The 25,749-nt window shown below is 54.2% G+C and carries 24 protein-coding genes and 1 pseudogene; 10 read left to right on the forward strand and 15 right to left on the reverse strand.

Annotated features, from left to right (window positions below):
- Nucleotides 1-9: 9 nt before the first annotated feature.
- The 3 genes from sdhA to sdhC are packed head-to-tail and all read right to left on the reverse strand — an operon-like array spanning nucleotide 10 to nucleotide 2,521.
- Nucleotides 10-1,776, reverse strand: coding sequence for a succinate dehydrogenase flavoprotein subunit (gene sdhA / locus GFB57_RS20490; RefSeq protein WP_003022919.1), 1,767 nt, complete (start codon nucleotides 1,774-1,776; stop codon nucleotides 10-12).
- Nucleotides 1,776-2,123, reverse strand: coding sequence for a succinate dehydrogenase membrane anchor subunit (gene sdhD, locus GFB57_RS20495; RefSeq protein ID WP_003022916.1), 348 nt, complete (start codon nucleotides 2,121-2,123; stop codon nucleotides 1,776-1,778). The genes sdhA and sdhD overlap by 1 nt, the downstream gene beginning before the upstream one ends.
- Nucleotides 2,117-2,521, reverse strand: a complete 405-nt coding sequence (sdhC, locus tag GFB57_RS20500) for a succinate dehydrogenase cytochrome b556 subunit (protein ID WP_003831406.1) — start codon at nucleotides 2,519-2,521, stop codon at nucleotides 2,117-2,119. Before sdhC ends, sdhD begins: the two co-directional genes overlap by 7 nt.
- 383 nt (nucleotides 2,522-2,904) lie before the next feature.
- On the opposite strand from sdhC, the pseudogene GFB57_RS20505 reads away from it, so the two are divergent.
- From GFB57_RS20505 to GFB57_RS20515, 3 genes and pseudogenes are all read left to right on the forward strand, one after another.
- A pseudogene (locus GFB57_RS20505) lies at nucleotides 2,905-3,015 on the forward strand (hypothetical protein).
- 203 nt (nucleotides 3,016-3,218) lie between these two features.
- Nucleotides 3,219-4,502, forward strand: coding sequence for a citrate synthase (locus GFB57_RS20510; RefSeq protein ID WP_003022909.1), 1,284 nt, complete (start codon nucleotides 3,219-3,221; stop codon nucleotides 4,500-4,502).
- Between the two features lie 175 nt (nucleotides 4,503-4,677).
- A complete protein-coding gene (locus GFB57_RS20515) occupies nucleotides 4,678-5,724 on the forward strand; it encodes an AbrB family transcriptional regulator (protein ID WP_003022906.1) in 1,047 nt (348 codons plus the stop codon).
- Here GFB57_RS20515 and nei read toward each other — a convergent pair.
- Genes nei through ybgI form a run of 8 tightly spaced genes read right to left on the reverse strand, consistent with a single transcriptional unit; the run spans nucleotide 5,721 to nucleotide 12,014 of the window.
- Nucleotides 5,721-6,512, reverse strand: a complete 792-nt coding sequence (gene nei / locus GFB57_RS20520) for an endonuclease VIII (protein ID WP_003022904.1) — start codon at nucleotides 6,510-6,512, stop codon at nucleotides 5,721-5,723. The two genes, GFB57_RS20515 and nei, sit on opposite strands and share 4 nt — an antisense overlap.
- A gap of 14 nt (nucleotides 6,513-6,526) precedes the next feature.
- A complete protein-coding gene (gene pcp, locus GFB57_RS20525) occupies nucleotides 6,527-7,171 on the reverse strand; it encodes a pyroglutamyl-peptidase I (protein WP_003022901.1) in 645 nt (214 codons plus the stop codon).
- A gap of 9 nt (nucleotides 7,172-7,180) precedes the next feature.
- A complete protein-coding gene (locus tag GFB57_RS20530; protein WP_003022898.1) occupies nucleotides 7,181-8,176 on the reverse strand; it encodes a DUF979 domain-containing protein in 996 nt (331 codons plus the stop codon).
- Nucleotides 8,173-8,895: a DUF969 domain-containing protein gene (locus GFB57_RS20535; protein ID WP_003022897.1), complete on the reverse strand. Its 723-nt coding sequence runs from the start codon at nucleotides 8,893-8,895 to the stop codon at nucleotides 8,173-8,175. The genes GFB57_RS20530 and GFB57_RS20535 overlap by 4 nt, the downstream gene beginning before the upstream one ends.
- Before the next feature lie 53 nt (nucleotides 8,896-8,948).
- Nucleotides 8,949-9,683, reverse strand: a complete 735-nt coding sequence (gene pxpA, locus GFB57_RS20540; protein WP_003022894.1) for a 5-oxoprolinase subunit PxpA — start codon at nucleotides 9,681-9,683, stop codon at nucleotides 8,949-8,951.
- Nucleotides 9,673-10,605, reverse strand: a complete 933-nt coding sequence (gene pxpC / locus GFB57_RS20545; protein WP_003022892.1) for a 5-oxoprolinase subunit PxpC — start codon at nucleotides 10,603-10,605, stop codon at nucleotides 9,673-9,675. Before pxpC ends, pxpA begins: the two co-directional genes overlap by 11 nt.
- Nucleotides 10,599-11,255 carry a 5-oxoprolinase subunit PxpB gene (gene pxpB, locus GFB57_RS20550; RefSeq protein ID WP_003022889.1) on the reverse strand — a complete coding sequence of 219 codons (657 nt, stop codon included), beginning with the start codon at nucleotides 11,253-11,255 and terminating at the stop codon, nucleotides 10,599-10,601. The genes pxpC and pxpB overlap by 7 nt, the downstream gene beginning before the upstream one ends.
- A gap of 15 nt (nucleotides 11,256-11,270) precedes the next feature.
- Nucleotides 11,271-12,014, reverse strand: a complete 744-nt coding sequence (gene ybgI / locus GFB57_RS20555) for a radiation resistance protein YbgI (protein ID WP_003022887.1) — start codon at nucleotides 12,012-12,014, stop codon at nucleotides 11,271-11,273.
- A gap of 289 nt (nucleotides 12,015-12,303) precedes the next feature.
- On the opposite strand from ybgI, the gene dtpD reads away from it, so the two are divergent.
- Nucleotides 12,304-13,785: a dipeptide permease DtpD gene (gene dtpD, locus GFB57_RS20560; protein WP_003022883.1), complete on the forward strand. Its 1,482-nt coding sequence runs from the start codon at nucleotides 12,304-12,306 to the stop codon at nucleotides 13,783-13,785.
- A gap of 50 nt (nucleotides 13,786-13,835) precedes the next feature.
- On the opposite strand, the gene GFB57_RS20565 is transcribed toward dtpD, so the two are convergent.
- The 4 genes from GFB57_RS20565 to GFB57_RS20580 all read right to left on the reverse strand — a co-directional run bounded on the left by GFB57_RS20565 (nucleotide 13,836) and on the right by GFB57_RS20580 (nucleotide 17,611).
- Nucleotides 13,836-14,762, reverse strand: coding sequence for an Rpn family recombination-promoting nuclease/putative transposase (locus GFB57_RS20565; RefSeq protein WP_003022880.1), 927 nt, complete (start codon nucleotides 14,760-14,762; stop codon nucleotides 13,836-13,838).
- 160 nt (nucleotides 14,763-14,922) lie between these two features.
- Nucleotides 14,923-16,341, reverse strand: a complete 1,419-nt coding sequence (phrB, locus tag GFB57_RS20570) for a deoxyribodipyrimidine photo-lyase (RefSeq protein WP_003022878.1) — start codon at nucleotides 16,339-16,341, stop codon at nucleotides 14,923-14,925.
- A 20-nt stretch (nucleotides 16,342-16,361) separates the two neighbouring features.
- Nucleotides 16,362-17,315 (reverse strand): DUF523 and DUF1722 domain-containing protein, encoded by a 954-nt coding sequence (locus GFB57_RS20575; protein WP_003022874.1) that lies wholly within the window; start codon nucleotides 17,313-17,315, stop codon nucleotides 16,362-16,364.
- 89 nt (nucleotides 17,316-17,404) lie between these two features.
- Nucleotides 17,405-17,611 carry a YbfA family protein gene (locus tag GFB57_RS20580; protein WP_003022870.1) on the reverse strand — a complete coding sequence of 69 codons (207 nt, stop codon included), beginning with the start codon at nucleotides 17,609-17,611 and terminating at the stop codon, nucleotides 17,405-17,407.
- A 308-nt stretch (nucleotides 17,612-17,919) separates the two neighbouring features.
- Between GFB57_RS20580 and kdpF the strand changes: the two genes are divergently transcribed.
- From kdpF to kdpE, 6 genes are read left to right on the forward strand one after another with little or no spacing between them, the layout of a single operon-like run.
- Entirely contained in the window at nucleotides 17,920-18,009 is a 90-nt protein-coding gene (gene kdpF / locus GFB57_RS20585) for a K(+)-transporting ATPase subunit F (RefSeq protein WP_003022868.1), read from the forward strand.
- The gene (gene kdpA / locus GFB57_RS20590; RefSeq protein ID WP_003022865.1) at nucleotides 18,009-19,688 is read left to right on the forward strand and encodes a potassium-transporting ATPase subunit KdpA; all 1,680 of its coding nucleotides are present in this window, start codon (nucleotides 18,009-18,011) and stop codon (nucleotides 19,686-19,688) included. Before kdpF ends, kdpA begins: the two co-directional genes overlap by 1 nt.
- Before the next feature lie 20 nt (nucleotides 19,689-19,708).
- Nucleotides 19,709-21,757: a potassium-transporting ATPase subunit KdpB gene (kdpB, locus tag GFB57_RS20595; RefSeq protein ID WP_003022864.1), complete on the forward strand. Its 2,049-nt coding sequence runs from the start codon at nucleotides 19,709-19,711 to the stop codon at nucleotides 21,755-21,757.
- An 8-nt stretch (nucleotides 21,758-21,765) separates the two neighbouring features.
- Nucleotides 21,766-22,332 carry a potassium-transporting ATPase subunit KdpC gene (kdpC, locus tag GFB57_RS20600; RefSeq protein ID WP_003022861.1) on the forward strand — a complete coding sequence of 189 codons (567 nt, stop codon included), beginning with the start codon at nucleotides 21,766-21,768 and terminating at the stop codon, nucleotides 22,330-22,332.
- A gap of 10 nt (nucleotides 22,333-22,342) precedes the next feature.
- Nucleotides 22,343-25,027: a two-component system sensor histidine kinase KdpD gene (gene kdpD, locus GFB57_RS20605; RefSeq protein ID WP_008320039.1), complete on the forward strand. Its 2,685-nt coding sequence runs from the start codon at nucleotides 22,343-22,345 to the stop codon at nucleotides 25,025-25,027.
- Complete coding sequence (kdpE, locus tag GFB57_RS20610; protein WP_003022856.1) at nucleotides 25,024-25,701, forward strand: two-component system response regulator KdpE; 678 nt, start codon at nucleotides 25,024-25,026, stop codon at nucleotides 25,699-25,701. Before kdpD ends, kdpE begins: the two co-directional genes overlap by 4 nt.
- Nucleotides 25,702-25,749 lie beyond the last annotated feature (48 nt).

The following is a 25,749-nucleotide window of genomic DNA, read 5'->3' on the forward strand; positions in this document are numbered from 1 at the left end:
GTCTCCGCATTAATAAGTACGAATCTTCGGCGGGAATGCCGGGCGCAGCTTCGGTTCCATATTGACTTGACGTCGCGTCATGGATTCCGACTCTGGCAGGTACAGGGAATGGCACAGCCAGTTTTCATCATCACGTTCCGGGAAGTCGAAGCGGCTATGCGCGCCACGGCTTTCGGTACGGAAGTTTGCAGATACTGCAGTGGCGTACGCGGTCTCCATCAGGTTATCCAACTCCAGACACTCAACGCGCTGGGTGTTGAACTCGCTGGAGGTATCGTCCAGACGGGCATTTTTCAGGCGTTCGCGAATCGCTTTCAGCTCTTCCAGACCTTTCGCCATCGCATCGCCTTCGCGGAATACCGAGAAGTTATGCTGCATACATTCTTGCAGCGCTTTGCGAATCGCCACCGGGTCTTCACCGTTACGGTTACCGTTCCAGCGGTTCAGTCGTGCCAGAGAAGCATCGATTTCATCTTCGGTCGCATCCAGCAGGTCACCCTGCTCAGCAATAGATTCCTGCAGATGCAGGCCCACCGCACGACCAAATACCACCAGGTCCAGCAGCGAGTTGCCGCCCAGACGGTTGGCGCCGTGAACCGATACGCAGGCGATTTCACCAACGGCAAACAGCCCAGGGATCACCACATCTTCGCCCTGCTCATTCACGGTCAGCGCCTGGCCAGTTACTTTGGTCGGAATACCGCCCATCATATAGTGGCAGGTTGGGATAACCGGAATCGGCTCTTTAACCGGGTCAACGTGAGCAAAGGTACGGGACAGTTCGAGAATACCCGGCAGACGGGATTCCAGCACTTCTTTACCCAGGTGGTCGAGTTTCAGCTTAGCGTGCGGACCCCACGGGCCGTCACAGCCGCGACCTTCACGGATTTCGATCATGATGGAACGCGCCACCACGTCACGACCCGCCAGGTCTTTCGCATTCGGGGCATAACGCTCCATGAAGCGCTCGCCGTGTTTGTTCAACAGATAACCACCTTCACCACGGCAGCCTTCTGTTACCAGAACGCCCGCACCGGCGATGCCGGTTGGGTGGAACTGCCACATTTCCATATCCTGCACCGGCACGCCAGCGCGGATAGCCATACCAACACCGTCACCAGTATTGATGTGGGCATTGGTGGTGGACTGATAAATACGGCCAGCACCGCCGGTCGCCAGCACGGTCGCACGGGCTTTGAAGTAAACTACCTCACCGGTTTCAATACACAGCGCGGTACAACCGACAATCGCGCCATCGGCATTTTTTACCAGATCCAGCGCATACCATTCTGAGAAGATGGTGGTATGGTTTTTCAGGTTCTGCTGATACAGCGTGTGCAACAGCGCATGACCGGTACGGTCTGCCGCTGCCGCAGTACGTGCCGCTTGCTCACCGCCGAAGTTCTTCGACTGGCCGCCAAACGGACGTTGATAAATTGTGCCATTGTCGAGGCGAGAGAACGGCAGCCCCATGTGGTCCAGCTCCAGAATTGCTTCCGGACCGGTTTTACACATATATTCAATAGCGTCCTGGTCACCAATGTAGTCCGACCCTTTAACGGTGTCGTACATGTGCCATTCCCAGTTATCTTCATGGGTATTACCGAGCGCAACGGTGATGCCACCCTGCGCGGATACGGTATGGGAACGGGTTGGGAACACTTTAGAGAGCAGCGCACAAGTCTGCCCGCTCTGGGAAATTTGCAGCGCCGCGCGCATACCTGCGCCGCCGGCACCAATCACAACAGCATCAAATTCTCTGACTGGCAGTTTCATTACACACCCCACACCACAACAAATCCATAAATGACGTAAACCACCAGCGCAACAACGATAGCCAGTTGCAGAATCAGGCGCACAGCCAGAGGTTTAACGTAGTCGGTCAACACCTGCCACATGCCGATCCAGGCATGAATCAAGATGGAGAAAAGTGCCAGCAGGGTAAAGACTTTGGTGAATGCCGATGAGAAGAAACCGGTCCAGACTTCATACGTCAGCTCGCCGCTGGTGGCGAAGAAACCGACCATAAAGATGATGTATAACGTCAGAACGATAGCGGTAGCACGGACCAGAATGAAGTCATGTACGCCGTTGCGTCCTAATGCGGAGGCGTTGCTTACCATACGAGGACTCCTGCGAGAAGTGAAAGCACGACAATGATAACGAAACAAATTTTGGCGGAGCGTGTCCCTGCTTCGAGGGTTTCTTCGATATAGCCAAAATCCATCAACAGATGGCGAATGCCCATTACGGCGTGATATGCCAGCGCAATCAGGATCCCCCACAGAATTAACTCCACAAAAAAGTTATTCATAATGGATGACGCGGTGAGGAAACCTTCAGGGGAGGAAAGGCTGGTACCCAATAACCACAACAGAATCCCGACCGCCACGAAGGTGATCACTCCGGATACGCGATGGAGAATGGACGCTATCGCCGTGATTGGGAACCGGATCGTTTGCAGATCCAGATTGACAGGTCTTTGTTTTTTCACATTTCTTATCATGAATAACGCCCACATGCTGTTCTTATTATTCCCTTTAGACTTCGGGTACAGAAGATGAAGACACCTGTAGCCTGAAAGACGACGGGATTTCCTTCCTCCGGTCTGCGTGCGGGTCAGACAGCGTCCTTACTATAACTACGCGTCATATAAAACACTGCTTCCAGATGCTAAAACGACACGTTACAACGCTGGTTGGCTCGGGATTGCAGGGTATTCCGGAGACCTGGCGGCAGTATAGGACGTTCACAAAATCATTACAATTAACCTACATATAGTTTGTCGGGTTTTATCCCGAACAGTGACATAGGTCACGATAACAACATTATTTTAATTTTTAATCATCTGATTTGACAATCATTAAACAAAGTTGTTACAAACGACACCAGAAAAAGCATATAATGCGTAAAAGTTATGGGGTCACTCTTTCACCGGAGATTTAGTTATGTAACAGTGTGGAAGTATTGACCAATACCTTCAGGACAGTTATTAGTGATAGACAGGTTAAATAATTCGGATTGCTAAGTTCTTGATTTGCAGTTTATTCGCCATAAAAAGACCGTTTTACCTGCAAGCGCCCATAGCTCTGTACCCAGGTCATCCCCTCTTTCGCAGAGCGGCGAGCCAAATAACAAACTGGTAACGGTTTATTGATGCACGAAGGCAAATTTGAGTTCCGGCAGTCTTAAGCAATAAGGCGCTAAGGAGACCGTAAATGGCTGATACTAAAGCAAAAATCACTCTAAATGGTGATGCTGCTATTGAACTGGATGTGCTGAAAGGTACGCTCGGTCAGGACGTTATTGATATTCGTAGCCTTGGCTCAAAAGGGATGTTTACTTTTGACCCAGGTTTTACCTCTACCGCATCCTGCGAATCCAAAATTACTTTCATCGACGGTGACGAAGGTGTTTTGCTGCATCGCGGCTTCCCGATTGACCAGTTGGCGACCGAGTCCAACTATCTGGAAGTGTGTTATATCCTGCTGTACGGCGAAAAACCGACGCAGGAAGAGTACGACGAGTTCAAAACCACAGTCACTCGCCATACCATGATCCACGAGCAGATCACGCGTCTGTTCCACGGTTTCCGCCGCGACTCTCACCCGATGGCCGTTATGTGCGGTGTCACCGGAGCGCTGGCAGCGTTTTATCACGACTCGCTGGATGTAAACAACGCGCGTCACCGTGAAATCGCCGCCTTCCGCCTGCTGTCCAAAATGCCAACCATGGCAGCGATGTGCTATAAGTATTCCATCGGGCAGCCGTTCGTGTACCCGCGTAACGATCTCTCCTACGCCGGTAACTTCCTGAACATGATGTTCTCTACGCCGTGCGAAAAATACGAAGTGAATCCGATTCTGGAACGCGCAATGGATCGTATCTTAATCCTGCACGCTGACCACGAACAGAACGCCTCAACCTCTACCGTACGTACCGCGGGCTCTTCTGGCGCTAACCCGTTTGCCTGCATCGCGGCTGGTATCGCTTCCCTGTGGGGACCGGCACACGGCGGCGCAAACGAAGCTGCGCTGAAAATGCTGGAAGAAATCAGCTCTGTTAAACACATTCCGGAATTTGTTCGCCGCGCGAAAGACAAGAATGATTCCTTCCGCCTGATGGGCTTTGGTCACCGTGTTTATAAAAACTATGACCCGCGCGCTACCGTCATGCGTGAAACCTGCCACGAAGTGCTGAAAGAACTGGGCACCAAAGATGATCTGCTGGAAGTGGCGATGGAACTTGAGCACATTGCGCTCAACGACCCATACTTCATCGAGAAGAAACTCTACCCGAACGTAGACTTCTACTCCGGCATAATCCTGAAAGCGATGGGTATTCCGTCCTCCATGTTCACCGTTATCTTCGCCATGGCGCGTACCGTTGGCTGGATTGCACACTGGAACGAAATGCACACCGACGGCATGAAAATCGCCCGTCCGCGTCAGCTGTACACCGGCTACGACAAGCGCGATTTTAAATCTGATATTAAGCGTTAATTGTCTGCCGGATGGCGCCAGCGTCTGTCCGGCTTGCAGTTATAAACGCTCCCAGGCCGGACAAGGCGGTAATGCCTGTATCCGGCCTGTTTTTATTTGATCCACATTATTTTATTCTTATCGTGCTTTCTCTATGATTTACTGAGATTTCTCACATTTTACTCAGGAGCATGGGATGCCTGTTTTGCAGTGGAGCCTGTTGTTTGTGCTATCGCTCCTGCTTTCCCTGCTCTTTCTGCTTATTCATCTTCCAGGACCCTTGCTGCTCGGTTCGATGATCGTCGGCATCATCTTCAGTCTGCGCGGCATCTCTCTGCATCCTCCCCGCTGCACATTTCTTGGCGCGCAGGCGATTCTCGGCTGCATGATTGCCCAAAATCTGACCGGTTCAATCTTCACAACCCTTGCAGTCCACTGGCCGATGGTGATTGTTATCCTGCTGGCAACCCTTATCAGCAGCGCGATAATCGGCTGGCTGCTGGTTCGCTACAGTACGCTACCGGGGAACACCGGCGCATGGGGCTCGTCACCAGGCGGCGCAGCGGCAATGGTTGCAATGGCGCAGGATTATGGTGCCGACATCCGACTGGTGGCGTTTATGCAGTATCTGCGTGTACTGTTGGTGGTCGGCGCGGCAGCGATGGTCACCCGGCTGGTGATGGGCGACCAGGCGCTGGCGGTCAGTGAACAAATCATCTGGTTTCCGCCGCTAAGCGGCAATCTTTTCAGCACTCTGATGCTGGCCGCCGTTGCCGGCACGGCTGGACGCTTACTGCGTATTCCCTCTGGCGTCATGCTATTGCCGATGCTGGTGGGTGCCTTGCTGAATGCAAGCGGAGTGATGGTGATTGAACTGCCGGAATGGCTACTGGCGATAGCCTATATGGCCATCGGCTGGCAAATCGGCCTGGGCTTTGACAAGCAGATATTTTTAATGGCGCTGCGCCCTTTGCCGCAGATCCTGTTGTCCATTTTTTCACTGATGGCGATCTGCGCCGCTATGGCCTGGGGACTGGCGCATTACATGCAGATAGATTTTCTCACTGCCTATCTGGCAACCAGTCCTGGAGGAGTGGATTCTGTTGCGGTGATCGCCGCAGGAAGCCACGCTGATATGGCGCTCATCATGGCGATGCAAACCCTGCGACTGTTCAGCATTTTGTTAACTGGCCCCGCAGTCGCGCGGTTTATTTCGGTGCACGCGCCAAAACGGCCCGCTTAGTGCTGACATCCCGGACACCAGTAAAAAGGTCGCGAAGAGAGCATCGTTTTCTCGATAGTCCCGCCACAACGCTCACAGGCTTCGCCGTCCCGATGAAAGACCTTGAAGCGAAACAACGCACCGTGATGTTTGTTCTCATCCACCAGCCCACGGGTGTTATAAGACAGACGTGGAATATCAAGCAGCGCATGCGCCAGTGCATCCAACTCTTCATCGGCAAGCTGCGACGCTTTATGCTGCCCGGTCAACCCTACCTGCCAAAGGATCTCTACCCGCAAGTAGTTACCTAATCCCGCCAGAAAAGCCTGGTCCAGTAGCAGACCAGAAAACTGGCGATTGCAAAAACGCGGAGATAACAGACGCGCTTTAACGTCATCGGGCGTTAAACGTAAATCCAGTACATCCGGTCCTACCCGTTGCAGGAACGGATGGGTGGCGAGCTGTTCTGGCGTCAGCATTTCGATATCAGACGCGCTATACAGCAGGATAGTTTTGTCTTGCGTTTGCAATCTGACACGGAGTACCCGCGAGGTCTGCGGGATGTTGCCCGTATCCACCACGCGCCACACGCCATAGAGCTGATTGTGACTGTACAGCGTCAGGCCATTAGAAAAATGGGTCAGCAGCGCTTTCCCTCGCGTTTCAAGCTGGGTAACACTCTGCCCAATTAGTTGAGATTCATACGGTTTTAACTGCTCAAAGGCAAACCAGACTTCCGTCAGGGGTTTGCCTTTGACAGCCGCCTCCAGGTTATCCGCCGCGCGGCGGATCTCCGGGCCTTCAGGCATAATACTGTCCTTTGTTAATGTGTTGCGCCGCCCGTGACTGCGATATCGCTTTCCACCTGCAAGGCGGTGGCAATTGCGACCTCCAGCGCCCGGCGTACTGTTTCAGCCGCCATACTTGGCGCCCCGGGATGCTGTGCGGCCTGTTGCGGCAAATAAGGGATGTGAATAAAGCCGCCCTTCACCGCCGGTGCGTCGCGTAGTTTATGCAGCAGGCCATACATCACGTGGTTACACACGAAAGTGCCAGCGGTCTGGGAAACCGAAGCCGGAATTCCCGCGTTGCGCATAGCCATAACCATCGCTTTGATCGGCAGCGTGCTAAACCATGCCGCTGGACCATCGGCTACAACCGGCACATCTACCGGCTGTTGCCCCTGATTATCCGCAATACGCGCATCGTCAACGTTAATCGCCACGCGTTCCACGGTGATATCCGTGCGGCCACCCGCCTGCCCCACCGCCAGAACCAGCGATGGCGACAGCGCATCAATCGCGCCATTGAGTACGGCAAGAGACTCGCCAAAGACGCACGGCAGTTGGCGGGCAACGACGCGGCATCCACCGATGATAACATTATCGAGTCCCGAGACCACTTCCCAGGAAGGGTTAACTGACTCGCCGCCAAAGGGTTCAAATCCCGTGATGAGTACTGTTTTCATCCTGTCACCTTACAAGAACATCAGGAAATACATCAGGAACACGTTGACCAGCAGCAGCAGTATACCGGTTGGCACCTGCGCTTTAATCACCGCATTTTTGTCCGGTAGTTCCAGCAGCGCAGCAGGGACAATGTTAAAGTTCGCCGCCATCGGCGTCATCAGTGTCCCGCAATAACCGGAGAACATACCAATCGCCGCCATTACCGCCGGATTACCGCCATGTTGCAGTACAAGAATCGGAATACCAATCCCAGCGGTCACGATCGGAAAAGCAGCAAACGCATTGCCCATGACCATAGTCAGCAATGCCATGCCGATGGTGTACACCGCCACTGCGATAAAGCGACTGTCTACCGCCAGATATTCCTGCGTCAGATATGAAATGCCGTTGCCTACGCCCGCTGCCGTAAACAACAGCCCGAGCGTGGCCAGAATCTGTGGCAGGATGAACGCCCAGCCGATGGAGTCCAGCAGACGGCGCGCCTCCTGGATCGGTTGATGCACCCGCTCATGGGTCATTTTTATTGCCATCGCCAGGCCAATCAACGAACCTGCGGTCATGGAAAAAAGCGTCACCAGCGTGGCGTGATTACCCGGCCCAAACAGCGCATCCTGTAAGCCCGGAATATGGTTGAACATCAGCACGCCAATAACCGTTACTACCGGGATCGCCAGCGCCGGGAAAAAAAGGCGGTTGCCCAGGCGACTGGCGCTCTCTTCGCGTTGTTGCTGCGTCCGTTGATGGTAACTTCCCAGCTTCACGCCGCCAAAACCGGCGATCAGCGCCAGGACGACCACCGCAATACCGACGGCAATATGCACCGCGCGCTTGTCGCCAAACAGCGAGAATGTCCAGTCGCCAAGCAGAAACAGTACGCCGTATATGCCCCAAAACAGGCCAGTGGTGAAACGACGCGGGTTCGCTTTATCCTGCCAGGACATGACGGCCACAATCAGTAATACCGCGCCCGCCAGCCAGTAGAGATAGCTTTGTTGAAAATTCATTGCGCTTCCCCTTTCGCTGCGGCATTCGCTTTCGCCACCTCACGTTGCAAATAGCTATCCAGACGCCACAAACGTGTGCCGTGGATCAGGAAAGCACAAATTGCCGTTGGGATCCCCCACAGGGCGATATGCAGCGGTTCGGTCTGGATCCCACCAGACTCCAGCATAAAGTTATGCATGAAGATGATAGCGCCGAAAGCAACAAAGATATCTTCACCGAAAAACAGCCCGACGTTATCGGTCGCCGCTGACATTGCGCGCAGTCGATAGCGTACCGCCCCAGGTATCTCGCCGTGATTTTTCTCAGCGGCCCCTTCCGCCATCGGCGCCAGCAGCGGACGCACCATTTGCGGATGCCCCCCCAGACTGGTGAGTCCTAATGCAGCGGTCGCTTCGCGAATGAACAGATAGACAATCAGCAGGCGGCCACTGGTGGCGCTGCGGATTTTTGCGATCCACGTCTGTGCACGTTCTTTCAGACCGTGACGCTCCAGCAGACCGATTACCGCCAGTGGGATCAGCAGGATAAACGGCAGGTTGCGGGTGTTAAGAAAACCTTCACCCAGTTTCTCGAGAATAGTGGCGATAGGCATATGCGCCGCCAGTCCCGTGACGATCCCGGCAATAATGACCACCAATACCGGGTTAAAACGTAAAAGAAATCCGACCACAATGACGGCGATCCCCGTCAATGGCCAGAGAGAAATAGCCTCTCCCATAATTAAATCCCTTATGTTGTTGTGTAATATATTATTGTTTTGTATGAATAAATTTATGCGCTAATTTGAATATTGCATGCTTCAAAGGCGCTACGCAAGCGGCGGGCAAAAGCGAGTGCGTGCTCGCCATCCCCATGAATGCATACCGTCTGGGCAGTAACGCTCGCCCATGTCCCACTTTGGCTTTTTACTCTGCCGGATTGCACCATTTCTAACGTTTGCGCCAGCGCCTGCTCTTCATCCTCAATCAGTGCGCCCGGCTGACTACGCAGCACCAGGCTGCCATCGGCCTGATAACCCCGATCGGCAAACACCTCCTGACGCGTTACCAGGCCATAGTGTTCTCCAGCACGAATCAGTTCGCTTCCCGCCAGTCCCACTAAAACCAGCGACGGATCGCAGGCATGAACCGCTTTCGCAATCGCATCAGCCAGTTGAGGATCTTTCGCTGCCTGGTTATAGAGCATGCCATGCGGTTTGACATGATGCATCACACCGCCCTCCGCCCGCGTGATGGCAGCTAGCGCGCCAATTTGATACAGCGTCTGCGCATACACCGTTTGCGCAGGCAGGGTCATGGCACTACGGCCAAAATTTTCCCGATCCGGAAAGCTGGGGTGCGCACCTATCGCTACGCCATTTTTTAGCGCTTCGCGCACGCTTGAGAGCATGGTTTGCGCATCGCCTGCGTGAAACCCACAGGCGATGTTGGCCGATGACACCAATTGCAGCAACGCTGCATCGTTCGCACATCCCTCACCGAGGTCTGCATTGAGATCAATTTTCATTGTTAAGTCGCCATGCTAACTGTTCCAGGTAACGCTGCTGGTCGTACCGCGCCTTCAGCGCTTCCTCCAGCGAACACTGCACAAAATGAATCGGTTGACCGAGCGGGATCTGCGCCAGATGATACATATCTGCCTCAATAATACAGGCGATGCGCGGATAGCCGCCCGTCGTCTGCGCATCGTTCATCAGCACAATTGGCTGACCATTATGTGGAACCTGCACCACGCCGGGGAGCAAGCCATGTGATAGCAGCTCGCGATCGGTCGTGCGCGTCAGCGGCTGCCCCTGAAGACGATACCCCATACGGTTACTTTGTGGGCTAAGTTGCCACGGTGAGCGCCAGAACGAAGCCTGCGATACCTCATCAAACTCCTGATATTCAGGTCCGGGCAGCGCGCGAATGAGATTACCCCACATCAGTTGCTTAACACCTTGCGGCTCGCTGAATTGCCGGGTAGATACGCCAATCGCCAGTCGATCGCCATCACGCAGTAGACGCCCTTCAAACCCACCAATGCCCACTTTCAGATCGGTACTACGCGAGCCCATCACTTCGGGAACATCAATACCGCCCGCTACCGCCAGATAACTGCGCATGCCATGAAGCGGACGTTTTAGCGTCAGGCGCTGCCCGGCTTTTACCGGTAACCGCCATCCGCTCCACACGGGCGTACGATCCAGCTGTGCTTCGCATCCGGCACCGGTCAGGGCAAACCAGCCATCGGCTTCAAACTCCACCACCAGTTGCCCCAGCGTGATTTCCAGCGCTGCGGCATTCGCATCATTACCCACCAGCAGGTTAGCCACGTTCAGCGCCGGTTTATCCAGCGCCCCACAGTGACTGATTCCGGATTGACGAAAACTATGACGTCCCCCGTCCTGTACTGAGGTGTACATACCAGCGCGGATGATGTTTAACATATCCCCTCCTTCTGCGGGACAAAACGCACGGTATCGCCAGCCCGTAACAGAATCGGCTCCTCCCGTTTTGGATCAAATAACGAAACGGAGGTACGCCCAATCAATTGCCACCCGCCAGGCGTGGAAAGCGGGTAGATCCCCGTTTGAGATCCACCGATACCGACAGAACCTGCCGGAACAAGCAAACGCGGTTCCGCACGTCTGGGAGTATGCAGTTGTTCAGGTAAGCTCCCGAGATAGGGGAATCCCGGCTGAAAACCGATAAACCACACCACGTAATCAACCGACGCATGAAGTTCCACAACCTGCTTTTCACTTAATCCGCTGTGCCGGGCGACCTCTGCCAGATCGGGGCCGGCCTCACCGCCATAGGTAACGGGAATTTCAATAAAGCGCGAATCCGGCTCCAGTGCTTCACTCTCTTCCCACCAGCGTTGCAGGCGCTCAATCGCATCCAGCGCCAGCGTTTGCGGGTCGCGCAAGGTCACCGTGATATTGTTCATGCCTGGAATAGCTTCCAGTACATTCGGGGCATCAACCAGACGCTGGGCCAGACGCCAGATGCGTTTCTGAGTCGCCAGCGTAATGGGCGGTTCCAGTTCAAGAACCACTGCCGTTTCACCTAACAGATAACAACGCGCTCGCTGCACTTTCGTCCCTCTTTATTACGCTGGATTAGGAATATCGATAAAAGTCACGTCCAGATCGGTATTTTCATTAAGCCAATCGCTTAATGCGCGAATGCCGCCGCGTTCGGTCGCATGGTGACCGGCAGCATAAAAATGCAGCCCCTGCTCGCGGGCTGAGTGAATGGTTTGCTCTGAAACTTCACCAGTGATAAAAGCGTCGACGCCAAACCGGGCTGCGCTATCAATAAAACTTTGACCGCCCCCCGTACACCAGGCGACGCGCTGAACTTTTTCCGGACCGGTATCACCACACCATAACGGTTTACGGCCTAAACGCGCTTCAATCCACGATGCCAACTCCAGTCCCGGAACCGGCATGGAGAGCTCTCCCCATGGCACCAGCGGTTCGATCTCACCCATCACGGTAATCCCCAACAGCGCGGCCAACTGCGCGTTATTCCCCAGTTCCGGGTGAGCATCCAGCGGCAGGTGCCAGCCATACAGGTTGATATCGTTTTCCAACAGCGTTTTCAGACGATGGCGCTTCATGCCGCGAATTACCGGAGATTCGCCTTTCCAGAAATAACCGTGATGAACGATAACCGCATCGGCCTGCAGGCGCACCGCCTCATCCAGCAGCGCCTGACTTGCGGTCACGCCGGTCACGATTTTATGCACCGTCTCTTTGCCCTCAACCTGCAAACCATTCGGCGCATAGTCGCTAATGGCGGCGCTGTTCAGTTTGTCGTTGATCAGTTGTTCCAGTTCGGTGTTTTTCATCATCGTCCTCGTAGTCATTAATTCTGCCTGCCTAATCAGCAACACAGCTTAGGTTAAAATAGCGTCCTCGCCTGCGTTCGTCGATAGCCATTTCACTGACACATCAAGAAACAATCACACCCGCTTTGAACATGATTTGCTTACCACTACGCGATCCAATTCATGTATATTTATGCAATCAGACAGCATATTGCAAAAATAATCAGATCTGTATCTAAGTTACAACTTTAAGGAAACACACTCGCACAGTACGCTCAGCCTGTCGCGAGGCATTTACTTCGAGAAAATAATGAATAAACAAGCATCTCAACCACGGGCGATTTATTACGTCGTCGCGCTACAAATCTGGGAATATTTCAGTTTTTACGGCATGCGTGCGCTGCTGATCCTGTATCTCACTAACCAGCTCAAGTACGACGATAATCACGCATATGAACTGTTCAGCGCCTACTGTTCGCTGGTCTACGTCACCCCCATTCTCGGGGGATACCTGGCAGATAAAGTGCTCGGCAATCGAATGGCGGTGATGATCGGCGCATTTTTAATGGCGGTGGGACATCTGGTATTGGGCGCCAGCGAAATGGCCCCGGCGTTCCTCTATCTGTCACTGGCGATCATTGTCTGCGGCTACGGTCTGTTTAAATCCAACATTAGTTGCCTGCTGGGCGAGTTGTATCAACCTGAAGATCCGCGTCGCGACGGTGGATTCTCTCTGCTCTACGCAGCCGGTAACATCGGTTCGATCGTCGCACCGATTGCCTGCGGATACGTGCAGGAAGAATACAGCTGGGCGATGGGCTTTGCGCTGGCGGCGATTGGCATGCTGGCAGGGTTGGTGATTTTCTTATGCGGTAATCGCCATTTCGCTCATACCACTGGCGTCAACAAGGCCGTGCTGTGTGCGAAAAAGTATATGCTGCCAAACTGGGCCTGGCTGTTAGTTCTGCTGGTTGCAGCGCCGTTACTGATTACCGTCCTGTTCTGGAAAGAGTGGTCCGTTTACGCACTGATCGTTGCCACGGTTATTGGTCTGGCAGTTCTGGCGAAGATCTACCGCCAGGCGCAGACACAGAAACAACGCAAAGAGCTGGGGCTTATCGTCACGCTGACCTTCTTCAGCCTGTTGTTTTGGGCCTTTGCTCAACAGGGCGGTAGCTCGATTAGCCTGTATATTGACCGCTTCGTAAATCGCGATATTTTGGGATATTCCGTCCCGACCGCGATGTTCCAGTCGGTTAACGCCTTTGCCGTTATGCTGTGCGGTATCGTGCTGGCCTGGGTAGTCAAAGAAAGCGTTGGCGGCAATCGTACCGTACGTATTTGGGGTAAATTCGCCCTTGGCCTCGGTTTAATGAGCACAGGGTTCTGCATTCTGACTTTAAGCGCCCGCTGGTCCGCAGCTTACGGCCACTCTTCCATGCCGCTGATGGTATTGGGGCTGGCGGTCATGGGCTTTGCCGAACTGTTTATCGACCCGGTGGCGATGTCGCAAATTACGCGTATTGAGATCCCTGGGGTGACTGGCGTATTAACAGGCATTTATATGCTTCTGTCCGGCGCCATCGCCAACTATCTGGCAGGCGTTATCGCCGATCAGACGTCGCAAGGCTCGTTTGATGCTGCTGGCGCTATCAACTACTCCATCAATGCATATATTGATGTCTTTAGCGAAATTACCTGGGGCGCGCTGGCCTGCGTGGTGCTGGTGCTGCTGATTTGGCTGTACCAGTCGCTTAAGTTCAGAAACCGTCCGCTGGCGGTAGAATCCTGAGTGTAAGGGCCCGATGATGTAATACTATTCGGGCCTGTTTTTTCGGGTAATTACGCATAACTTGCAGCGAGTTCCTCTTCAGTAAGCCCCGTCACTAGTAGTACCATTGCGCGATCTATTCCCTGCTCCAGCATAGTTTGCGCTATACGTAATGCAGCTTCTCGCTTTCCTACTTCTTTGCCTTGTTGTAGCCCTTGTTGTAAACCTTCCTGTAATCCATCTAACCGTAACCGCTCCGCAATAGTCATCAGCCTCTCCTTATGTTGGGGGATCCGTTGTGCCATCTCTTGCATAAACTCATTAAAGCGAGATTCATCGCCGGACCGTAGGATGTAATTAAACATCGCCTGCAGTTGCGTGTCATTAGCGCATCCAGTAAGTAGTAGCGTGGTCAGTTGTTCTATCAGCCCCATCAAATCCCGCTGACGGATATGTTTTTGCATTAATTCCAGCAGCGCCATTCGCCTGTGAGCCATGATCTCATCATCGGGTACCACCGTTATGTCTACCAACGGAAATGCGCTGGAATAAAGCTGTCTTGCCGCCACGGGGTCGGCAAAGGCATCCAGCCAGCACAATGAGTACGGATAGGGGCTTCGGCAGCCATGATAAAACAGCATCGGTATCACCAGCGGCAGTTCCTTGTGCCCTGCGTCCAGATGGCGCTGCATCGCCGCCAGCGCATAACGCAACAGACGAAAAGCCATATGTGGCTCGGCTGAACTTTGATGCTCTATCACCACATAGACATAACCGTCACCGTTGCGTGTGTGCAAAGACCAGAGCACGTCGGAGTAGCGCGAACGTAAATCCGCTTCAATAAAGCTTTCTGACTCCAGTTGCAGCGAATTCAAATCGCAAAGCATCCGCAATTCAGCTGGCAGGTGAATGTCGAGAAAATCCCGTGCAGTTTCGGGATGATGTAAAAACGTTTTAAACACCGCATCATGCGGGGTGGAGGTCGTTGGCGTTGTCATTAATTTCCGTCATTTTCATTCAGATGACGGAAATTTACTGCTGAGAGAAAACTTGTGCAGCAGGGTATTCACGGTACTGAGCGCACGCTTCAGCGCTATAATCACCCGACTGCAACATGTTCATTCTGTTGGAAGGTATTACGCAAAATCCACCACGCCTTTACCCTTTACGCGCCGCCTCATATGCCGCCAGCGTCGCCAGCCTTGCCTGTTTATGATCCACAATCGGGCGAGGATAACTTAGTGTTACCTGCGCTTTTTCTGCCCACGACCACGGGTCATGAATGGCTTTACCCGGTACGTCGCGCAGTTCCGGTACCCACTGGCGGATAAACTCACCGTCACGGTCGAATTTTTCGCCCTGCGTCGTGGGGTTAAAGATACGGAAATACGGTGCGGCGTCGGTTCCAGTTGAGGCTGCCCACTGCCAGCCGCCGTTATTGGCCGCGAGGTCACCATCAATCAGTTGCGACATGAAATATTGTTCGCCTTTACGCCAGTCAATCAGCAGGTCCTTCACCAAAAAACTGGCGGTAATCATGCGTAATCGATTATGCATCCAGCCCGTGGCGTTGAGCTGACGCATCGCCGCATCCACAATAGGGTAACCCGTACTACCCGTTTTCCAGGCCTGCAAATGCGTCGGATTATTCTGCCATTGCACGCGATCGGTCCAGCGGATAAAGGGTTGATACCGACACAGCGCCGGATGGTAAGTCATCAGATGACGATAAAATTCACGCCAGATAAGCTCGTTCAGCCAGACGCTACCCCTGCCGCCCTCAAGCGCTTGCGGCTGCTCCGCGAGCAGTCGATTCAGGCACTGGCGCGGTGATAGTCCTCCTGTCGCCAGGCTCGCGGATAATCGACTGGTCCCGTCAATCGCGGGAAAATCACGCTGCTGCTCGTATTCTCCCACAGCCTGCTGGCAAAAATGGCGTAATTGCGCGATGGCCAATTTTTCATCTGCCACAAACCTCTGCGCATCAAAATATTGCTGCGGATAGCTCAGCGTTATTGCGCTTAACGACGTGCTGAGTGCGCCGCTGTCCCTCATTTTCGGCGCGCTAACGCATTCTGGAATACCGTCTTTAATCCGCTTCAGCCAGGCATTTTTAAACGGCGTGAACACTTTATACATCTCATGATTGCCGGTCATCACCGCCCCCGGGGGCAGGATCACGCTGTCGTCAAACCCTTCGCACACCACCTGAGGTAAGGACTTTTCGACGGCAGCATCACGCTGGCGTTCGTTTATTTCATATTGATAGTTATAAAATAATCGACTGACGTCATGCTGCAGGCAGACACTTTTGATGGTGTCCACGCTGGCCGCAAAATCAGCCACTTCGTAAAACAGTAAAGGGATACCTTTTTCTGCCAGCGCTGTTTGTAACGCATTCAACTGCGCGCAGGTAAATGCCGCCTGGCGCGGAGCAATATCGTGGGCCTTCCACTGCTCGGGGGTAGCGATATATAACGCCAGCACCTGCGCAGAACGATCCCGACAAGCCGCCGCCAGCGCGAGGTTGTCGTGCAGGCGTAAATCACGCCGAAACCAGACCAAATGGGTGGTCATAACACTCCTGAAGAAAAAATTTAACGCCCGTAGCGCAAGCGCAGAGCCTCTGGCCAGGGATTGAAATAGCGCTGCCCGGAGAGATAAGCATCCGGATATTCCGCCATATAGTGTTTGAGTAATGTTATTGGCGCAAGCAGCGGTTGAGTCGAACGTCGATACCCGTCAATGAGAGAGGCCAGCTCCTGCCGCTGACGAGAATTTAATTGCGTACGGAAATAGCCCTGGACATGCATCAGCACGTTGGTATGGTTGCGCCGCGAGGGAAGATGCGCCAGCAAACTCATCAGCCTTAAGCGATACTCGACAAAATAAGCCTGCAAATCTTGCCATTCGCCGATCGCCGCGACAAAACGCCCGAGTTCGCGATAGTCCGGCTGGGAATGGGCCAACAGTAATAGCTTGTAACGGCTGTGATAATCGATTAGTGCGCCGCGCGTTAACCCTTGCTGACGGATACCGTTGAGCTCGTGCAAGGCATAAATGCGCTCAACAAAATTTTCCCGAATCTGCGGGTCGTGCAAACGCCCGTCCTCTTCCACGGGAAGCCAGGGTAACGTCGACATCAGCACAGACGTAAAGATCCCTCGTCCCGCTTTACGATTGTTTTTGCCTTCCGCGTCGTAGACCCGCACCCGTTCCATACCGCAACTGGGGGATTTTGCACAGACAATATAGCCACACAAATGCTCCAGACGATTGCTTTGTCGCTGACTAAAAGCCGTCATTACGTCTGTCAAATCACCCTCGCGCTTATCACTAAAACGCAGGGAGACAGCCTCGCCCTCTTTGACCAGATGCAGCGCAGGTCTCGGGACCGGTAACCCGATACCCATTTCAGGGCATACGGGTTCGAACGCGACCCACGGCGACAGTTCTTCCACAGCAAAGGCTAGCCGCTTATGCCCACCATCATAGCGAACCGCCTCCCCCAACAGACAGGCACTGATACCTACAGGGATTTTCTCGCTCATGATCGCTCCTTTCTCATTCCTGAGATAAGTGTAGCTATCATGAACAAAAAAGCCGCTGATATCAGCGGCTTTTGGGGATTTATTAGCTATCAGTAGAAATCACAGGTGGCTTTTTCAGCCTGCTCCATCCACACCGGTTTATCACTGGTTTTAGACCAGACGCGGTGCAGGTAGCTGTAAAAACGGGCGCGGTCTTTCCAGAACAACATGACCGGCAGCGCCAGCACGCCCGCCACAACGGCAAAGGTACGGCGCAAGAAAACAATGTGTGCTGGATATTCTTTATAAAAGTCCATAATCCTCTCCCATATATCTGTTCGGTGAATCGCACCGGAAAAATAAACTTGGTTAACTGATGAAAATAATACCGCCTTGTGTGTAATTTTGCTACTCATCCGACCACTTATTTTTATCTATTGATGCTCCGTTTAGCTAAAAACTGTAATTAAGTTACATAAAAGTTAAATTAATACTAATCATTAGTTAAACAATGGTCTTTGCCATTTTTATACTTTTTTTACACGCCACCCACTGATTTTTGCGAAATCTTTGCAAGCAAAAATCTACGCTCTGGTTATCACATTTATGCCACTGGAGGTGCACTGTGAGTGCAGGCGTGATAACCGGCATTGTGCTGGTCTTTTTATTATTAGGTTATTTGGTGTATGCCCTGATTAATGTGGAGGCGTTCTGATGGCGGCCCAAGGATTTTTACTCATTGCCAGTTTCTTGCTGGTGCTGTTTGTCGTCGCCAGACCGCTGGGCTTTGGGCTAGCTCGACTGATCAATAATACGTCCCTGCCGGGCCTGACTGGCGTGGAGAATTTGCTCTGGCGTGGTCTGGGCATCTCACAGCAGGAGATGAACTGGCGGCAGTATCTGTTGGCGATCCTCGCGCTCAATGTACTGGGCCTGCTGGTCCTGTTTTCGATGCTGATGGCGCAAAACCTGCTGCCGTTAAATCCCCAGCAACTGCCAGGGCTTTCATGGGATCTGGCGCTTAACACCGCGGTGAGTTTTGTCACTAATACCAACTGGCAATCCTATGCTGGTGAAACCACCTTAAGCTACTTCAGCCAGATGGTCGGGCTGACCGTACAAAACTTCCTGTCAGCGGCAACCGGGATTGCGGTGATTTTTGCCCTGACCCGCGCCTTCACGCGCCAGAGTATGAACACCTTGGGCAACGCCTGGGTCGATCTGATTCGCATTACGCTGTGGATCTTGCTCCCCATTGCATTGCTCATTGCGCTGTTCTTCATTCAGCAAGGTGTGCTGCAAAACGTGTTGCCCTATCAGCCCATCACCACACTTGAAGGGGTTAAACAACTGCTGCCGATGGGGCCCGTCGCCTCACAGGAAGCGATTAAGATGCTTGGCACTAACGGGGGCGGTTTCTTTAACGCTAACTCATCACATCCGTTTGAAAACCCTACCGCATTGACCAATCTGGTACAGATGCTGGCTATTTTCTTAATTCCTACCGCGCTGTGTTTTGCCTTTGGTGATGTGGTGGGCGATCGTCGCCAGGGACGGACCCTGCTGTGGGCCATGTCGCTGATATTTGTGGTCTGCGTAGCCGTGGTGATGTGGGCCGAAGTTCAGGGCAACCCGCACCTGATGGCATTCGGTGCAGACAGCAATATCAACATGGAAGGCAAAGAGAGCCGCTTTGGCGTGCTGGCCACGAGTCTGTTTTCCGTCGTGACGACAGCGGCATCTTGCGGCGCTGTCGATGCTATGCATGACTCCTTCACCGCACTGGGCGGCATGGTGCCGATGTGGTTAATGCAGATTGGTGAAGTGGTCTTCGGCGGCGTGGGTTCAGGTCTGTACGGCATGCTGCTGTTCGTGCTGCTGGCGGTATTTATCGCCGGGTTAATGATTGGCCGCACACCAGAGTATCTGGGTAAGAAAATCGACGTGCGCGAAATGAAAATGACCGCGTTGGCGATTCTGGTCACCCCTGCGCTGGTCCTGATCGGCACAGCGATCGCCATGATGACCGAAGCTGGCCGCAGCGCCATGCTTAACCCGGGTCCACACGGGTTTAGCGAAGTGCTGTATGCCGTGTCGTCCGCCTCGAACAACAACGGTAGCGCCTTCGCCGGGTTAAGCGCCAACAGCCCGTTCTGGAACTGCCTGCTGGCCTTATGCATGTTCTTCGGTCGCTTCGGCGTGATCATTCCCGTGATGGCGATTGCCGGATCGCTGGTCAGTAAAAAGATCCAGCCAGCCAGCTCCGGCACGCTACCTACCCACGGCGCGCTGTTTGTCGGGTTGTTGATCGGTACGGTGTTACTGGTTGGCGCTCTCACCTTTGTTCCTGCCCTGGCGCTTGGCCCGGTCGCAGAATACCTGTCATTACACTGAGTGATGCGGAGCACATTACTATGAGTCGCAAGCAACTGGCGCTGTTCGAACCCTCTCTGGTCGCACAGGCGCTGATGGACGCCGTGAAAAAATTAAGCCCACATACCCAATGGCGTAATCCGGTGATGTTTATCGTCTGGTTGGGCAGTCTGTTAACGACCCTGTTAACCGTGGCGATGGCAACAGGCCATATGCCGGGTAATCCTTGGTTTACCGGAGCGATAAGTCTGTGGCTGTGGATTACCGTTCTGTTCGCCAACTTTGCTGAAGCGCTGGCGGAAGGACGCAGTAAAGCTCAGGCCAACAGCCTGAAAGGCGTCAAAAAAACCGCCTTTGCCCGCAAGCTTCGCGAACCGAAATACGGCGCGGCAATGGATCACGTCCCTGCCGATGATTTACGTAAAGGCGATATCGTGCTGGTGGAAGCTGGCGATATTATCCCGTGTGACGGCGAGGTGATCGAAGGCGGCGCGTCGGTAGATGAAAGCGCCATTACCGGTGAATCCGCGCCGGTGATTCGTGAATCCGGTGGTGATTTCGCCTCCGTCACCGGCGGGACTCGCATCCTCTCCGACTGGTTGGTTATCGAATGCAGCGTAAACCCTGGTGAAACGTTCCTCGACCGGATGATCGCCATGGTTGAAGGTGCACAGCGGCGTAAAACGCCCAATGAAATTGCCCTGACGATCCTGTTGATAGCCCTGACCATCGTCTTTCTACTGGCTACGGCCACGCTGTGGCCGTTTTCCGCCTGGGGCGGTAGCGCGGTCAGCGTCACGGTATTGGTTGCGCTGCTGGTGTGTTTAATCCCTACGACGATAGGCGGGCTGCTCTCCGCGATTGGCGTCGCCGGGATGAGCCGCATGTTGGGTGCGAACGTCATTGCCACCAGCGGACGTGCAGTAGAAGCGGCGGGTGACGTGGATGTACTGCTGCTGGATAAAACCGGCACCATTACGCTGGGTAACCGCCAGGCTTCAGATTTTCTGCCCGCCCACGGCGTGGACGAAAAAACGCTGGCCGATGCCGCGCAGCTTTCATCCCTGGCCGATGAAACGCCGGAAGGCCGCAGCATCGTGATTCTGGCTAAACAGCGCTTTAATCTGCGTATACGCGACGTGCAATCGCTGCACGCCACCTTTGTACCGTTTACCGCCCAAAGTCGGATGAGCGGGATCAACATCGACAACCGTATGATCCGCAAAGGGTCGGTCGATGCTATTCGTCGTCACGTCGAGGCCAACGGCGGCCACTTCCCCGCCGACGTTGAGCAGAAGGTCGAAAACGTCGCACGCCTTGGCGCTACGCCGCTGGTGGTTGCTGAAGGCTCCCACGTACTTGGCGTGATTGCCCTGAAAGATATCGTAAAAGGCGGGATTAAAGAGCGTTTTGCCCAACTGCGTAAAATGGGGATCAAAACGGTGATGATCACTGGCGACAACCGTTTGACCGCCGCCGCAATCGCCGCGGAAGCCGGAGTGGATGACTTCTTAGCCGAAGCCACACCGGAAGCCAAGCTGGCGTTGATTCGTCAGTATCAGGCGGAAGGTCGTCTGGTGGCGATGACCGGCGACGGAACTAACGACGCACCAGCCCTTGCGCAGGCCGATGTGGCCGTTGCCATGAACTCCGGAACCCAGGCAGCGAAAGAAGCGGGTAACATGGTGGACCTCGACTCGAACCCCACCAAACTGATTGAAGTGGTGCACATTGGTAAACAGATGCTGATGACGCGCGGTTCGCTGACCACCTTCAGTATCGCCAACGACGTAGCGAAGTATTTTGCCATTATCCCGGCCGCGTTCGCCGCCACCTACCCGCAGCTCAATGCGCTGAACGTGATGGGGCTGCATTCGCCGGACTCGGCGATCCTCAGCGCGGTTATCTTTAACGCACTGGTTATCGTCTTTCTGATCCCACTGGCGCTGAAAGGCGTGAGTTACAAACCGTTATCCGCTTCCGCGATGCTGCGCCGCAATTTGTGGATCTATGGCCTGGGTGGTCTGGTTGTGCCGTTTATCGGTATCAAAGCAATTGATTTACTGCTGACCCTGCTGGGTCTGGTGTGAGGTTTCTGATGAGTGGATTACGTCCTGCATTATCAACATTGATTTTCCTGATGCTTATCACCGGCGGGGCATACCCGCTGCTGACCACTGCGCTGGGGCAATGGTGGTTTCCCCACCAGGCTAACGGTTCGCTTCTCCGCGAAGGTCAGATTGTTCGCGGCTCCGAGCTCATTGGGCAACAGTTTACCGCTGCCGGTTATTTTCAGGGACGCCCCTCAGCCACAGCGGAAATGCCCTATAATCCAATGGCTTCAGGCGGCAGCAATCTGGCAGCCAGCAACCCGGAACTGGATAAACAGCTGCAAAGCCGGATTGCCGCGCTGCGTGCCGCTAACCCGCAGGCAAATCCTGCCGTTCCGGTAGAGCTGGTAACGGCTTCTTCCAGCGGGCTGGATAACAACCTGACGCCAGATGCGGTGGCCTGGCAAATCCCCCGCGTGGCGCAGGCTCGCAACCTCAGCGTTGAAGAGGTCACGCGCCTGGTTGCACAATACACGCAAAAGCCGTTGGTCAGTTTTATCGGCCAACCGGTGGTGAACCTGGTGGAACTTAATTTAGCGCTGGATAAGCACTGAGAAAAAGGACATGCATAACGAACCCTTACGCCCCGACCCCGATCGCCTGCTGGAGCAGACCACCGCTCCGCACCGGGGAAAACTGAAAATTTTCTTCGGCGCGTGTGCAGGCGTCGGTAAAACCTGGGCCATGCTGGCAGAGGCCCAGCGGCTAAGGGCGCAGGGATTAGATGTGCTGATTGGCGTGGTGGAAACCCACGGACGCAAAGAGACCGCCGCGCTGCTGGACGGTCTCAGCATTCTGCCGCTAAAGCGACAGGCGCGCCATGGTCGTCATATCAGCGAGTTCGATCTCGACGCGGCGCTGGCCCGCCGTCCGGCACTCATTTTGATGGATGAACTGGCGCACAGTAATGCGCCAGGCTCACGCCACCCTAAACGCTGGCAAGATATTGAAGAGCTGCTGGAAGCCGGTATTGACGTTTTTACTACCGTCAACGTGCAGCATCTGGAGAGCCTCAATGATGTGGTCAGCGGCGTCACCGGCATTCAGGTTCGCGAAACCGTCCCCGATCCTTTTTTCGATGCTGCTGACGATGTGGTGCTGGTCGATCTTCCCCCCGACGATTTGCGCCAGCGCCTGAACGAAGGCAAGGTCTATATCGCCGGTCAGGCGGAAAGAGCCATCGAGCATTTCTTTCGCAAAGGTAACTTGATCGCGCTACGTGAGCTGGCCCTGCGCCGCACGGCCGATCGGGTTGACGATCAGATGCGTGCCTGGCGTGGACGTCCGGGAGAGGAGAAAGTCTGGCATACCCGCGACGCCATATTGCTGTGTATTGGACACAACACCGGCAGCGAAAAGCTCGTGCGTGCCGCCGCGCGTCTGGCTGCGCGCCTCGGCAGCGTATGGCATGCAGTGTATGTCGAAACGCCAGCGCTGCACCGACTGCCCGAAAAACAGCGCCGCGCAATTTTAAGCGCCCTGCGATTAGCCCAGGAGCTGGGTGCAGAAACCGCCACCCTTTCCGATCCCGCTGAAGATAAAGCAGTAATCCGCTACGCCCGTGAGCATAATCTGGGAAAAATTGTCCTCGGACGTCCGACTACGCGACGCTGGTGGCGCAGTGATTCCTTTGCTGACAAACTGGCCCATCGCGCACCGGATCTCGACCTGATGATTGTTGCGCTCGACGAACCACCTTCGCGCCCTGTGCTGCAAACTGCAGATAGCCGCACCTTTAAGGATAAGTGGCGGGTTCAAATTCAGGGTTGCGTGGTTGCCGTCGCGCTGTGCGCCATCATTACGTTGATTGCCATGCAGTGGTTGATGGCCTTTGACGCCGCCAACCTGGTGATGGTCTATTTATTGGGTGTGGTGGTTATCGCCCTCTTTTACGGACGCTGGCCGTCAGTGCTGGCAACCTTTATTAACGTTGCCAGCTTCGATCTCTTCTTTATTGCCCCACGCGGTACGCTGGCCGTTTCCGACGTCCAGTACCTGCTTACCTTTGCCGTGATGTTAACGGTAGGGCTGGTTATCGGTAATCTCACCGCCGGAGTGCGTTATCAGGCACGGGTAGCGCGTTATCGTGAACAGCGTACGCGTCATTTATATGAGATGTCGAAAGCGCTGGCCGTCGGACGGAGCCAGCAGGATATCGCCGCCACCAGCGAACAGTTTATTGCCTCAACGTTCCAGGCCCGCAGCCAGGTTTTACTGCCCGGTGAGAACGGTAAGCTGGCCCCTCTCACTCATCAACAGGGCATGACGCCGTGGGATGACGCCATTGCCCAGTGGAGCTTTGATAAAGGGCAACCGGCCGGCGCAGGCACTGACACCTTACCCGGTGTGCCGTATCAAATTTTACCGTTAAAAAGCGCCGACAAAACGCATGGGCTGCTGGTTGTGGAACCAGGAAATTTACGCCAGTTGATGATCCCCGAACAGCAACGCCTGCTGGAAACTTTCACTTTACTGGTCGCCAGTGCGCTGGAACGCCTGACGCTCACCGCCAGCGAAGAGCAGGCCCGGTTTGCCAGCGAGCGTGAAAGCATTCGCAATGCCCTGCTCGCCGCCCTTTCCCACGATTTACGCACACCTCTGACGGTGTTGTTTGGTCAGGCAGAGATCTTAACGCTGGATCTGGCAAGCGAAGGATCGCCGCACGCGCGTCAGGCCAGCGAAATTCGCCAGCACGTCCTGAATACGACCCGACTGGTTAATAACCTGCTGGATATGGCGCGAATTCAGTCTGGCGGCTTTAATCTTAAGAAAGAGTGGTTAACGCTGGAAGAGGTGGTCGGCAGTGCCCTGCAGATGCTGGAGCCAGGGCTCTCTGCTCCTATTAATTTGTCGCTACCCGCGCCGTTGACGCTGATCCACGTCGATGGCCCGCTATTTGAACGGGTGCTGATTAACCTGCTGGAAAACGCTGTTAAATACGCAGGTCCAGCGGCGCAAATCGGTATTGATGCCAGCGTCGATGGCGAACATCTGCAACTGGACGTCTGGGATAATGGCCCTGGCATTCCATTGGGAATGGAGCAACGAGTTTTTGACAAGTTCTCCCGGGGAAACAAAGAGTCATCTGTACCGGGCGTTGGGCTGGGGCTGGCAATCTGCCAGGCCATTGTGGACGTGCACGGCGGTACAATTTCCGTCCACAATCGCGCACAGGGAGGAGCATGTTTCCGTGTTACACTGCCCCAGGAAATCCCCCCTGAACTTGAAGATTTTCATGAGGATATGTGACGAACGTACTGATTGTTGAAGATGAACAGGCTATCCGTCGCTTTCTGCGCACCGCGCTGGAAGCCGATGGTCTGCGTGTATATGAAGCGGAAACGCTGCAACGTGGTCTACTGGAAGCCGCCACGCGAAAACCCGATCTCATCATTCTCGATCTCGGTCTGCCGGACGGTGACGGCATTGATTTTATTCGTGACCTGCGACAATGGAGCGCGATACCGGTAATTGTGCTTTCAGCCCGCAGCGAAGAAAGTGATAAAATTGCCGCCCTGGATGCCGGTGCCGATGACTATCTCAGTAAACCCTTTGGTATTGGCGAGCTACAGGCGCGATTGCGCGTGGCATTGCGTCGCCACGCCAGCGGCACGTCTCCCGAGCCGGTGGTGCATTTTTCCAACGTAAAAGTAGATATCGCCGCCCGACTAGTACATCGTGGTGATGAAGAGATTCATTTGACGCCGATTGAGTTTCGCCTGCTAGCGGTACTGCTGAATAATGCCGGAAAGGTACTGACGCAGCGCCAGTTGCTCAATCAGGTTTGGGGACCAAACGCCGTCGAACACAGCCACTATCTGCGAATTTACATGGGACACCTGCGCCAGAAACTGGAACTGGACCCGGCACGTCCGCGTCATTTTCTGACCGAAACCGGGATTGGTTATCGGTTCATGCCATGACGTTAAGTTGAATATAAAAAGCCGGACCAGCGTATTTGCTGTCCGGCT

Origin of the sequence: Citrobacter sp. S39 (genome assembly GCF_009495675.1) — a bacterium.
Lineage (GTDB): Bacteria > Pseudomonadota > Gammaproteobacteria > Enterobacterales > Enterobacteriaceae > Citrobacter > Citrobacter freundii.